Genomic DNA, 12,685 nt, shown 5'->3' with positions numbered 1-12,685 from the left:
TTATGATTTTCTTCTTTTTTCTAAAAGATCGCGGTTTTCAATCGGATTTTCTCTGTTTGACAAAGCGTTGTCTATTTTTTCGATATAATCTAAAGAGTCATCGATAAAAAACACCAAGTTAGGTACTCGACGCAATTGCAAACGCACACGTTGAGACAAATCGTGTTTGATCAAGGTAGAATTTGATTTTATTCCTTCTAAAGTTTCTTTGGCTTTGTCCTGAGGAAAAATGCTTAAATACACTGTTGCCACTGACAAATCTGAAGTAACACTGACTTTGGATACCGAAATTACCAAATTTGTAATTCCGTTTTTTCTCACTTCACCTTGCAAAATATCAACCAAATCTTTTTGGATGACACCGCCTATTTTTTTCTGTCTATTTGTTTCCATAGTGCAAAAATACTACTTTTAAATTCAATCGGCACAATTTCATAATCAACAATCTAAGGATTTTTATACGAAAAAAAGCCTTTTGACTTCGAGAAACTCATTCAAAGAGAAATAAACTGCATCAGAATCATTTTTCTTCAATACAGAATCATAAAAAAAATGTCTTAAAAATAGGAATTTTCAGAATCAAAACCTTAAAAAAAAGAATTTTTTATTAAAAATCTTTAGTTGTATCTATTTGAAAATATTAATCCTTAAACCAACAATAAAAAAGGGAGCCATAAAATTTACGCTCCCTTTTTGCTTATCTGTTTTGTAACCATCCTTCCGGATTGTTGTTGGATGTGTTTTGAAGAATCAAAAACTTTATAACTGTTTTTCCGGTGTCTCCACTGGTTCTCACTTTTCCGATGCTTTGTTTGATGTTTACTTTATCGCCCTGACTTACCGAAACTGAGCTTAAATTTTGATACACTGTAAAATAATCTCCATGCTGAATCATCACTGCTTTATTAACAGGCGATAAAATCATCACCTTTGCTACAACACCTTCAAATACTGCTCGAGCGCTCGCTCCTTGCTCTGTAGTGATTTCGACACCGGAATTATGCACCGTTACCGAAGGATACAATGGATGCGGCTGATCACCATAACCTAAAGAAACAAATCCTTTTTCTACCGGCCAAGGCAATCTTCCTCTATTGGCTTTAAAATCGGCAGCAAGCACTTTATCCTCGGGAGTCAAAGCAATTCTAGAAGAGGAAACTGCAGCTTTTGATGGAGCCGTTCCAGGATTTGCTTTTGCTTTTTCCAGAGCCGCTTTTCTATTTGCTTCAGCAATCGCCTCACGAATCAAACGGTCAATTTGCCTGTCAATATTTTTAGATTCCTTTTGTTTGGCTCTAATATCGGCCGCAATTTTATTTTTGTCTTTTTTAATGGCGTTTACGAGCTTCTGTTGTTCTTTCTTTTCTATTTCGAGTGCAAGACGCTCTTTTTGATTTTCTGCAATAATTTTTTTCTTAACTTTTCTTTGTCCATCCAGTTTTGCATTAAAATCTACCAATTGCGCTGTTTTTGACTGAATTTCTAAACCTTGGTTTTTTCTAAAAGCTGTATATTGTTTCAGATATTGTGCTCTTTTGTAGGCTTGCAAAAAACTCTCCGAAGACAAAATAAACATCGCTCTACTTTGTTCTGAACGACTTTTATAAGACTTCAAAATCATTTTAGAATAATCTTCCTTCAAAACAGTTAACTCTCTTTTGAGTTTGTTCACTTTAAGCTGATTGATGTACATATCATTGCTCAAAAGCCTTTCCTGTTTAGCCGTTGTGTTAATCAGTTTTTCTTTCAACTTGATTTTGTTAGCCTGAATAAGGAAAACGTTTACAGCAGATTTTTCTTTTTTCTTTACCGATTGCAACATTTTTTCGTTGTCTCGTATTTCCTGTATAATTTGCGCTTTTCGCTGTTCTAGTTTTTCTTGTTGCGAATCATCTTGCGCCCACATAAATGTTGTCGCGCATATAAAAATTAGGCTTAGGAGAAATTTCGGCATGTCTTTATTATCTTTTTGCAAATTTACTTAATTATTACTTTCTTGTAACCACTTGGTATGCTGTACGGAAAAGTAAGCTCTTCATTAAACGAAATAGTGTTATAATTTAAACTTATATCTGTTTTCCCTTTGGGCTGAATAGCATTGATTTCGATATTTGTTGGCAACGTCCCTTGTTCAAAAACTTTACTGCCTGCATACGCAATTTGCAACATCATATTTTCTGATGGCTTTGAAATTTGCTCTTTCTGAATCAGATATTTATCGGCATCGATAAAAAACACTTTTTTCAAATCGGCGTTTTTATCATCTTCTAATCGAAAAAGATTTTCTACAATGGTTTGTGTATATTTTGTTTTTCTCAGATCATCCAAAGCTTCACCCAGCAAAAGATTTTCTACTTTTACATAATCTAAATCGGTACCCAGCCATTTGCTCAAACTACTAAAATCGCCTTCATAATAAGTGCCTTTAATTTTTTCGTAATAACTTACCGTCGATTGTGTGATCAAAGCTTTTGCCATCGTAATGCCTAAGAAACGCACGCTCACCAAAATCTGTTCTCCTTTTTTGATTCTTATTTCGGCTGTTACATTCTGGCTTTGTTTTTCATCTTCATATTTAGCGCTCGCCTTAATATATAAAGTATTGAAATTCAGCTTGTTTTCATAATGCTTTTCTACTACTTTATTGTCTATTTTGGTCGGCTCTGCATTGGTGTTATTTTGCACCGCAACTGCTTTTAATTTGCAAGAAATCATAAAAAGAGTAACCAATAATATTGCTATATTTTTTTTCATTTAAAATCTATTCTTTTACTTTTTTTGTTTTAATAATTCATTGCCTTTAGAAAAATAAAACTCTTTTTTCTTGACATCCCCCAACCCATTATAAGCTTCTCCCAACTGAATATTGAAGTTGGCTTCTAGTATGATATCCTCTACAACATAATCCAATCCCATTTCTAGAACGGTTTTTGCATTTTTAAATTGTTGTAACTGATTGCTCCCTAAACCTGCATAATAATAAAATTGTGGCTGGCTCGGGTATACTTCTATCATCGTCATCGCTCTTTTGGTCATCGGCTCAAATTGCTTTGCTTTTGCATACACCTCAAGCAGCAACAAATTGGTTTCGCGATCGGTATCTGAATTTGTTTTTAAATCTTTCTCATAATACTTAATCGCATTCTCTAACTGATTTTTGCTATGATAAAATTTACCCACTTCTTTGGCAACATCTACTTCTTTATCGTTATCAAAATAACCAATCGCTTTTTCTAAATCTGCTGCGTACTGCGGATTTTTATTCACATAAATCAAAAACTCGTTCAGCGTTCTATGTTTTATTTTTGAATCAATTTTTGAACTTGACAAAATAGTATTCATCGATTTGATCGCTTTGTCTGCTTGATTTTGATCTAAATATACTTTGAACAAACTCACCTGTGCCCACTCAGAATCCGGAATTTCTTTGGCCAATTGTTTCGTTACCTCTACAGCTTTGTCTGTTTCATTATTTTTCGAATACAAAAAAATCAAGTTAACATAATTGGATTCTTCTTTCGGATTTTGTTTTATCTGAACAATCAAATTATCAATCTCGGCATTCTGATAAGGTCCTTGCGACAAAATTTGCATTTTGTACCTTTCGCGATCTTCCGATTTTCCGAACTTATCGTTCATTTCGTTAATCGTAAAAAGTGCTTTATCAAACTGATTCGTAATCATATACAACGAAATCAAATCATCTTTGTATTCTTCGTCAAAAGGAATGATTTTTTGAATCGTTTCTATCGCCAAAAGATAATTTTTAGTTTCAAAACTTACATCATAAATTCCTAACCAATACCATTTATTTTTCGGATTTAATTGCGTGGCTTTTTCAAACGAAATTTGTGCATTTCGATACTCTTTTAACCACAAATAATTTTTTCCTAATTCAAAATAAGCAACGGCGTCATTGGGTTTTAATTGGATGCATTTTTCTAACGAAAGAATTGCTTTATCATAATTTTCAATTCCTTTTTGTTTTAATGATTCATAAAAAGAGTCTTGATATTCATCAGAAAGCATCGCAATATCTTCGGGTTCTGTCTGTGCCAAAACCGATGCCGTATTGCCAAGCAAAACGAAAGATAATAGTGCAAAAACGCTCTTTTTTATCATTTTTAAACTTTCTTCATTAAACAAAAAATTAATTTTATTTTATTCTAAAACCGAGTAATCTCCGATGCTAATACTTGTAAATTTGCCATCATAACTTACGTGATTTCCAATCATGGCATTGTCTAAGTTAGCATTTTTTATTTTAGCATACGTTTGTATCAAACTATTTTTGATGGTGCTGTCTGTAACGTGGCAACCTTTTCCTATAGAGACGTTGGGTCCGACTGTGGTATTTTTCAACACAACATTTTCTCCAATATAACATGGTGGAATAATGGTAGCATTCTCTAATGTTACATCGTAATCAACCAAATGTTCTCCATCGTTGTGCAGAAAACCTAACATTCTCGAATTGGTTTCAACAGTTACATCTTTGTTTCCGCAATCCATCCACTCGTCGACGCTGCCGGTTTTAAACACTTTTCCGTTGGCCATCATGGCTTTAATTCCGTCATTAATCTGATATTCTCCTCCGTTTTGAATGTTATTATCCAAAACTTTCTGAAGTTCTGCTTTCAAAACTTCTACTTCTTTAAAATAATAAATTCCGATTACCGCTAAATCACTTACAAATTCTTTTGGTTTTTCGACCAATTCAATAATTTCGTTATTCGAATTCAGTTTTACCACACCAAAAGCTTCCGGCTGATTGACTTGTTTTACCCAAATTACAGCATCTGCTTCCGGATCTAATTCGAAATCTGCTCTAATTAATGTATCCGCGTAAGCGATAACTGCTGGTCCAGAAAGAGATTCTTTCGCACACATAATGGCGTGACCTGTACCCAAAGGTAAATCCTGACGATAAATAGAGGCTTTTGCACCCAAACTTCCTGCCAACTCTTCTAAACTTGCCACAAGATCATCTCCAAAAAAAGCCTCATCGCCCAATATAAAGGCAACTTCTTCTATTGGTTCTTTTAATATTTTAGCAATATCTTCGACTAAACGATGTACAATAGATTTTCCAGCCACCGGAATTAATGGTTTCGGAATGGTTAAAGTATGTGGTCTAAGCCTTGATCCGCGGCCTGCCATTGGAACAATTATTTTCATGTTTTTTTCTATAAGATTAAAAAAATAGAATGATTAAAAGATTTAAAAAAATCATTCAATCATCGATTGTCTTCATTATTAATTTCTATTTTACTCCCGTACTTCCAAATCCGCCTTCGCCTCTTGAGGTCTCAGAAAGTTCGGCAACTTCCAACCATTCTGCTCTTTCGTGTCTGGCAATAATCAACTGTGCGATTCGTTCTCCATTTTCGATAACAAAATCTTCATTGGATAAATTTACCAAAATTACACCTATTTCGCCTCTATAATCTGCATCAACAGTTCCTGGAGAATTTAAAACCGTAACACCTTTTTTTGCCGCCAATCCGCTTCTTGGTCGTACTTGCGCCTCATAACCAATTGGCAATTCTATAAAAAGTCCTGTTTTTACAATGGCTCTTTCTAGTGGTTTTAAAGTAATTGATGCTGATAAATTGGCACGCAAATCCATTCCGGCCGAAGCAATAGTTTCGTAATTAGGCAATGGATGCTGCGATTTATTGATAATTTGTATTTTCATTATTTATTTTAAAAAGATAAAAAAGCAAAATTTAATTTCTAAAAAATCAAGATTACTTTCTATTCATAATTCCTTTGATGGTTTCTTTTTCGTTATGATACACAAAATACATGAAGCCTAATAATAACGGAATTCCAACGAAATAATTCTCTCTAAATCCATAAAAAGAAATAGCAGAAAAAACAATTGAAATCCCCAAGTAAGCCCCAATTTTATTCATATCATAGGGTATGGGATAATATTTATTTCCTAAGACATACGAAATTAACATCATGCTTCCGTAAGCAGAAATGGTAGCAATAGCCGAGCCATAATAACTGTATTTTGGAATTAAAATGTAATTTAATAATAAGGTAACGATTGCTCCCACAATAGATATGTAAGCACCAATTTTGGTTTTATCTGTAAGTTTATACCAAACCGATAAGTTGTTGTAAATTCCTAAAAAGAAATTGGCCAAAATAATGAGCGGCACTACTTTCATGGCTTCCCAATACGATTTATTATCAAGTAAAAGATATTTTAAAATATCGGCAAAAACGATCACGCCCAATAAAATCAAAGAGCCCAAAATCACAAAATATTTTGTAATGACAGCATAAGTCTGAGGCGCATTTTCGTTTTTTGAATGACTAAAAAAGAAAGGTTCGATCCCTAATCTGAAAGCCGTTGCAAACAAAACCATAAAAAGCCCCAGTTTATAACAGGCAGAATAAGCTCCGACCTCTGATTTTGCCAAATTTTCGGGCAATAAATACCCTAAAAGAATTTTATCAAAATGTTCGTTTACAGCAAAGGCAATTCCGGCAACCAAAATAGGTAAACCATATTTCATCATTTTCTTCCAAAGTACAGGGTCAAATTTTCTTCCCAAATAAAGATAATTTGGCGAAAGCACCACAAAAGTGGCTAAACTTGCCAATAAATTTGCAATGAAAATATACGCTATTTGAAAATTTTCGACGTATAAATTATCCCAAACAGAATTTGGATTTTCTGCTGCGATTTTAGGCAAATACATTAAAAAGAATATATTCAGCAAAAGATTGACTATGACATTACCAATTTTAATGGCGGCATACATCATCGGTCTCTGGTTGGCTCTTAATTTTGAAAAAGGCACTAAAACCAACGCATCCAAAACCAATATCCAGATTGAATAAGTAACAAACTGTACATCGACTTCTGCCCAGCTCGCCAGAGTATTTCTAAAAATTAAGGCAACAAACAAAAAGATAATTGACGACCAAAATATAGAAATGGTAGACGTTGCAATTACGTTTTTCTTATCGTCTTCGGCACTGTAAAAACGAAAAAATGCCGTTTCCATTCCGTAGGAAAGTATTACGTTGAAAAAAACCATCCAGGACAAAACAATCGAAACTTCGCCATATTCTGCAGTAGGTAAAATTCCTGTATATAATCGCACCAATAAAAAACTTAGCATTCTTGGTAAAACCGTTGCTAATCCGTAAATGGCTGTTTGTTTGAATAGATTTTTATATAATCCCAAAATAAATTGTAATAAAATTTGCAAAAACAAAAATAACCAATTCTTTGGTTTATTACCGTATTTGTTGATCCAATAAACAAAGAGTTATGAAAATTTTATTACGTCAAGTATTTTTTATTTGAAATTTAGATAAAAAAGCCTCTTTTGATTCCTAATCTTAAAAATAATTTAAATAAAAATTTAAAAATTACATTTGAATGACCTTTTTGGACTCAAATGTGAAATCTATAACAAACCCTATCAATTGTATAACTGATGTACAGCTGTTTGCCCTTAAATTTGCGAAATAGGGATTGATGCCAGCTGATGTGTAACCCTTCACAAAAACAGAGCCTTGGGACTAATAAAGCTAGTTTGTTCCCATAAAAGACAAAGCAAAGTAGCAATAAAATGCTACAGACTATTTATAAAATGGTTGTGATTCTCGATTGTGAATATTTCGAGAATCACCATTTTATAAATTTTCTTCTTTAGTAGCAAATCCAATACTTTTTTCTGTTTCTTTTGGTTCTGGAATATCTTCTTCTGTTAAGGTTTTTAAAGTCTTGTTACTGATTTTTTTAAGTTTTACAATTCTATTTGCTTGATTTTGAATGCATTTTTCAAATAGATTTCGCACCACTCTGGCGTTTCCAAAACTTTCATCTTTTTTTGCATAGAGTAATTCAAAAGTGTCTTTAAGTTTCTCTTTTGCATCTTCAGAAACTATAAAATCTGATTTGATACAAAATGATTCAAAAATTTGAAATAATTCGTCTGGCGAAAAATGATCAAAATAAAAAAATCTATTAAAACGAGAGCGCAATCCCGGATTAGATCCTACAAAGATTTTCATGGGTTCTGTGTAACCTGCCACAACAACCGCCAAATCGTCCCGATGATCTTCCATTCTTTTCAGCAAAGTATTTACGGCTTCGGCACCATAGTCATTCCCAAATGCATTTTGAGTCAGCGCATACGCTTCATCAATAAATAAAACTCCTCCTAAACTTGATTCTACAGCAGCATCGACCTTTGTAGCTGTTTGCCCGACATAACCCGCAACCAAACCTTCACGATCTGTCTCGTACATTTGGCCTTTTGATAAAAAATCTAAATGCTTAAAAATTCTGCTTAAAAGTCTCGCTACAGAGGTTTTCCCTGTTCCGGGAGGGCCTAAAAAAACGGTATGCAACGTAATTTCTACATTTTTTAACCCTTGTTTTGAACGCTTTTTTTGTATTTCTAATAAATTAATAAGCTCGCCAACATCTTTTTTTACTGCTGCTAAACCTACTAATTGATTCAATTCTTCAAGTACTTTTTCGAGTGTGTCTTCTTCCGGAAAATTGCCGACTTCTTTGTTCTTGCTTTTTGGTTTATTTAAATTTAAACCTAAAAAAAAATTAAAATCAGTTGTGCTTTCGAACTTTTTATCAAAAGCAAAATGAAGGAAATTTTGATACTTTATCAGCACTTCTTTCAACTTATCGTGGTTTTGTTCTGCCAATGCTTCAGGTAATAAATACTTGCTTTTTTGTTGATTTGAATTTGAAGTAATGATTGTATTTTCCTTTTTTATTTTTAGAAGATGTTTCTTAAAGTCTTCAGTAAAAACCAACTGATTCAACTCGTTGATAGAATTTTCATCGGCAAAATGATTGTTGCGCAAAGCATCATAATAATACGCCAAAACAAACTGAGATTTTTCACTTTTTTTAATAGACTCTTGATCATAAAGCGCAATCATATCCGAAAGGAAAAAGTGCTCTACTTTGAACAATAATCCTCTGGATGTAAGTGGATTTACCTCTTGATTTATTTTTTGAATAAATGTTGCATCCTGATTTAAAACAGTACAAATTTCAAGAATGCTTAAAGTTTCTTTATGCAAATTGGTAACAAATGAAGCCGTAAAAACGGCTTCATTAGAACTTATATTGGTCTCTAAATATTTTTTTAAAGACAGGAAAGATTCTTCTATTATAATCGATATTGGATTGTTCTTTTTCGACATATTCTAATTTAAGAAATCATCATTTGATGAATAATTTCCTTTGCTAATTTTTGATGATCGTCACAATATTCTTTCCACGCCATTCCCATGTCTCGAAGATCATATTTGGCTACAATTGTTCCGTAATGTTCTTTTTTACCATTAATGGTCGGATATCCTATCACATAAATTGTTTGTGCTAACTCAATCGCTAATTCAATATCATGAGTAGAAAAAATTACGGTATTAAAATCAGAAGAATTACTCAACAATTCGAAAGATTTTTTGACTTCTTCGATATTCCCAACATCCAATCCTGAGAAAGGCTCATCCAAAACAATAAATTGATCGGAAGAAAATAATTGCTCGATAATAGCCGTTCTTTGTCTTTGACCGCCGGAAAGTTCGTTAGGATATTTGTCTGCACAATTTTCTAGGCCCCATTCTTTCAGGTATCGTTTTATTTTTTCGTCTTTTTCTGTAGCCGATAAATCGGTTTTTCTAAGCGAAAATTTTAAAGCTTCTGTAACCGTTTTATGTCGGAACAACGTATACTTCTGATCTACAAAACCAATATCTCCCTCTTTGACCGATTTGGCGGCATTGGGTTCTTTGTTTTCGAAATCACGAATTAATATTTTCCCAGAATTAGTAGGAACAAGTCCTGTCAAAGCTTTAAAAAAAGTCGATTTTCCTCTACCGGATCTTCCCACAAAAGCAATCACTTGTCCTGTACAATGTACGCCTTCGCGAACCACATCTTTCTCAATAAGCGTGATGTCTTTTATAATTACCGTATTGTCGTATGCAACGCTAAGATTTTCTACATACAAAAGCGTCTCTTTATATTCGTGTTTCATCGTTATATTTTTGAATATCTAAATATTGCTTTTCTCAAGAAATTTATTCCCGCATCTAAGCCAAGTCCTATTAACAAAATAATGATTTGAAGTGCTATAATTCTTCCGGTATTCATGAATTTATCAGAGTTTTTTATTAAAAAACCTAATCCTCCTGAAGCTACTACAATAGATTCTACGGTAACCAGCATCATCCAAGTGATGGCAAGATTTTGTCTGATCACGTCTATAACATAATCTAATCTTCCCAGAATAATAACCTGCCAAAGTACTTCCCAACGGTTGCATTTTAGCATTTTTGCATGATCAAATTCCTCTTGTGGAATATCCTTAATTACCGCAATTAAAGAGGTGGTGAGGAATGTAGTCAAGAAAATTACCAAAATCCAAACCTGCATGGTTCGCGCTTCGTGAATGACCATCGTAATATAAAATGAAAGTCCTGTAAAAGGCAAAAACCTAAATTTGGTGATAAACTCCGCGATAGATTTTAATACCGGAATGGGCCATGTGTAAGCAAATAATAAAGAGATTATCGTTGCTAAAAAAATCGAAATAAAACACAATTGCAACGAATTGAAAATATGAACCACCAACCCTTCCTTGTACAATTCTGTAAAGCCTTTGAGAACCTGACCCGGAGAAGGAAATAAATGTTTTTCGCCAGCTGTGGTGGCAAACCAAATAACAATCAAAAGTACCAGCCAACTTATTAAGATGATTGTTTTCTGGAATTTTGAAATTTTTTCAAAGGGAGTAAAATATTTTATCATATTTATATAGAAGAAGGCTACCCAAAAGATAGCCTTCAATATTTAAATTATTATTTTAAGAATGTAATAACCACTCGTCTGTTTAACGCTTTTCCAGAAGCAGAATTGTTGTCTGCAATTGGATCGCTTTGGCCTTTTCCATCTATCATTTGGAAACGGTTGGCTGGAATTCCTTTTTGTTTCAAGTAATTTACAACGGCTTCGGCTCTGCTTTTTGATAACGCTAAATTCGAATCTGGATTTCCAACATTATCGGTATGTCCTACCACAGTCAATTTTGTGTTTTCGGCCTGTACCAAAAGATTGTAAATTTTTTCTACCTCTTTACTAGACGAATTAGAAATTTCTGCGCTTCCGGTATTAAAATTAATTTTCCATTCTCCAGAAGCCACAACCTCTGTAGCTTGATTACTGTAATCTGCTTTATCTGCAGAAGTCGATTCGATGTCGTTGATGTTTTTTAAGAAAAATAAATTCACTGCCTGATCGTAAGGAACTACCGCACCTACATTTTCATTAAATCCAAACGGATTCAACTCTGTTAAATATCCCGATACTTGGTTATAAACCGATTTGTATCTGTTTACACCATCTGACAATCCAAAATATTGCATTGCATCTGCATAGTTGAATACTTTTGAACCACCCATGTTATAAGTTAAACCGCCTTTTGTACCTTGTTGTCCTTTAAACATTTTATACCAGTAATCCGGAGTTTCCATTTTGTAAGTATCCGAAATTGCCTGCGAAGCTCTCACTTTCCAGTCTTCGTAATTTTTCATTTGATTAGAAGCCGTCAATGCCGATTTTAAGATATTCGAAACAATTTCCGGGTTTTTTACAGCCCATTCTTTTACACCAATAAGTGCTGTTGGCATCTGGTTATTGAATTCTTTTGTAGAAACAATATCTACAAAACCAGTCAATTTATCAAAAACTGTTTTATCACCAGGTGTCCATGTAGCGCAACCATCAATTTTTCTGTTTACAGATTTCCCGGTCAATTTTCCGTTTACCACTTCTTTCAAAGTAACGGTCCATCCTGTGGTTTGCGATTTTATCAATTCTTCTGCCGATTTGATATAATCATCATTTTCAGATGGATAAATATTTACTGCATCCGTATCATAAGTTGCCGGATCTGGGTTTACTTTCAATCCGTTTGCAAAACAATAGTTTACAGTCGTAACCCAGTCACCATCTCCAAGAACTGCAGAAATTACAGCACCTTTCATCGATTTTGGATCTGATTTCCAGTTTGGTGGGCCTATTAATTTATCTTCACCATAACTCATCCCAACAACACCCATAACTTGCAAATGGTATTTGTCTTTTCCGTATTTTTCGTCTAATGATTTTTGAACAGAACTAATATAGAATGGCGCACCATCTCCCATGATCATAACCGCAAAAGCACTTTTGTCTGAGGTAGGAAAAGCTTCTCCTTTGTCAAACTCTTCGATAAATTTCATTTGCATATTACGCAATTCCGAAAGCCAGTCTTGACGAATAATCTCAAGATTAACTCCGTTTTTTTCCATCAAAGAACCTTTGGTTGTTTTTGGACCACCATTAGAAACAATAATTCCCGATTGAGCATTCCAGGCATAACCCGCAATTCTTACTAACGGTTTACTTGAAACTTCAGAAGATATTTCTGTACTTGGCAGTGCGATTTTCTCCGCATTAGTAACATTATTAACATCTGTCTGATTTAGTTCGATACCGTTTAATTGTTTAGAAACAGCCGTTTTAATCCCAGGAGACAAATAATACACCCCTCCTAAAATTGCACCAATCCCTGCAATAACGATAATTAATTCAGAAAATGTTGTTAACTTTTCTGTTCTTAAAATTTTTCCCATT

The 12,685-nt window shown here is 33.8% G+C and carries 11 protein-coding genes; all 11 read right to left on the bottom strand.

The features are described 5' to 3' along the window. A complete protein-coding gene (rbfA, locus tag J3495_RS04350; protein ID WP_041519807.1) occupies positions 1-393 on the bottom strand; it encodes a 30S ribosome-binding factor RbfA in 393 nt (130 codons plus the stop codon). Positions 394-697: 304 nt separating this feature from the next. Further along, positions 698-1,954, bottom strand: coding sequence for a murein hydrolase activator EnvC family protein (locus J3495_RS04345; protein ID WP_210665348.1), 1,257 nt, complete (start codon positions 1,952-1,954; stop codon positions 698-700). A gap of 23 nt (positions 1,955-1,977) precedes the next feature. Next, positions 1,978-2,754, bottom strand: coding sequence for a DUF4292 domain-containing protein (locus J3495_RS04340; RefSeq protein ID WP_210665347.1), 777 nt, complete (start codon positions 2,752-2,754; stop codon positions 1,978-1,980). 15 nt (positions 2,755-2,769) lie between these two features. After that, complete coding sequence (locus J3495_RS04335) at positions 2,770-4,122, bottom strand: tetratricopeptide repeat protein (RefSeq protein WP_210665346.1); 1,353 nt, start codon at positions 4,120-4,122, stop codon at positions 2,770-2,772. 39 nt (positions 4,123-4,161) lie between these two features. Then, positions 4,162-5,178: a sugar phosphate nucleotidyltransferase gene (locus tag J3495_RS04330; protein ID WP_210665345.1), complete on the bottom strand. Its 1,017-nt coding sequence runs from the start codon at positions 5,176-5,178 to the stop codon at positions 4,162-4,164. Positions 5,179-5,263: 85 nt separating this feature from the next. Continuing rightward, positions 5,264-5,698 (bottom strand): dUTP diphosphatase, encoded by a 435-nt coding sequence (dut, locus tag J3495_RS04325; protein ID WP_210665344.1) that lies wholly within the window; start codon positions 5,696-5,698, stop codon positions 5,264-5,266. 52 nt (positions 5,699-5,750) lie between these two features. After that, complete coding sequence (locus J3495_RS04320; RefSeq protein WP_210665343.1) at positions 5,751-7,211, bottom strand: lipopolysaccharide biosynthesis protein; 1,461 nt, start codon at positions 7,209-7,211, stop codon at positions 5,751-5,753. A gap of 454 nt (positions 7,212-7,665) precedes the next feature. Next, a complete protein-coding gene (locus tag J3495_RS04315; RefSeq protein ID WP_210665342.1) occupies positions 7,666-9,207 on the bottom strand; it encodes an AAA family ATPase in 1,542 nt (513 codons plus the stop codon). Between the two features lie 8 nt (positions 9,208-9,215). Continuing rightward, positions 9,216-10,046, bottom strand: coding sequence for an ATP-binding cassette domain-containing protein (locus tag J3495_RS04310; RefSeq protein ID WP_210665341.1), 831 nt, complete (start codon positions 10,044-10,046; stop codon positions 9,216-9,218). 2 nt (positions 10,047-10,048) lie between these two features. Beyond that, positions 10,049-10,819: an ABC transporter permease gene (locus tag J3495_RS04305; RefSeq protein WP_210665340.1), complete on the bottom strand. Its 771-nt coding sequence runs from the start codon at positions 10,817-10,819 to the stop codon at positions 10,049-10,051. A 50-nt stretch (positions 10,820-10,869) separates the two neighbouring features. Continuing rightward, a complete protein-coding gene (locus J3495_RS04300) occupies positions 10,870-12,684 on the bottom strand; it encodes a phosphate ABC transporter substrate-binding/OmpA family protein (RefSeq protein WP_210665339.1) in 1,815 nt (604 codons plus the stop codon). Position 12,685 lies beyond the last annotated feature (1 nt).

The organism is Flavobacterium geliluteum (assembly GCF_017948595.1).
Taxonomy (GTDB): domain Bacteria; phylum Bacteroidota; class Bacteroidia; order Flavobacteriales; family Flavobacteriaceae; genus Flavobacterium; species Flavobacterium flavipigmentatum.
The sequence above is the reverse complement of the archived record's forward strand: the minus strand, read 5'-3'. Positions and strand labels throughout refer to the sequence as shown.

Excerpts from the sequence above, each read along its gene's own strand:
- rbfA (WP_041519807.1), bottom strand. The coding sequence starts at position 393 with ATGGAAACAAATAGACAGAAAAAAATAGGCGGTGTCATCCAAAAAGAT.
- J3495_RS04345 (WP_210665348.1), bottom strand. The coding sequence starts at position 1,954 with ATGCCGAAATTTCTCCTAAGCCTAATTTTTATATGCGCGACAACATTT.
- J3495_RS04340 (WP_210665347.1), bottom strand. The coding sequence starts at position 2,754 with ATGAAAAAAAATATAGCAATATTATTGGTTACTCTTTTTATGATTTCT.
- J3495_RS04335 (WP_210665346.1), bottom strand. The coding sequence starts at position 4,122 with ATGATAAAAAAGAGCGTTTTTGCACTATTATCTTTCGTTTTGCTTGGC.
- J3495_RS04330 (WP_210665345.1), bottom strand. The coding sequence starts at position 5,178 with ATGAAAATAATTGTTCCAATGGCAGGCCGCGGATCAAGGCTTAGACCA.
- dut (WP_210665344.1), bottom strand. The coding sequence starts at position 5,698 with ATGAAAATACAAATTATCAATAAATCGCAGCATCCATTGCCTAATTAC.
- J3495_RS04315 (WP_210665342.1), bottom strand. The coding sequence starts at position 9,207 with ATGTCGAAAAAGAACAATCCAATATCGATTATAATAGAAGAATCTTTC.
- J3495_RS04310 (WP_210665341.1), bottom strand. The coding sequence starts at position 10,046 with ATGAAACACGAATATAAAGAGACGCTTTTGTATGTAGAAAATCTTAGC.
- J3495_RS04305 (WP_210665340.1), bottom strand. The coding sequence starts at position 10,819 with ATGATAAAATATTTTACTCCCTTTGAAAAAATTTCAAAATTCCAGAAA.
- J3495_RS04300 (WP_210665339.1), bottom strand. The coding sequence starts at position 12,684 with ATGGGAAAAATTTTAAGAACAGAAAAGTTAACAACATTTTCTGAATTA.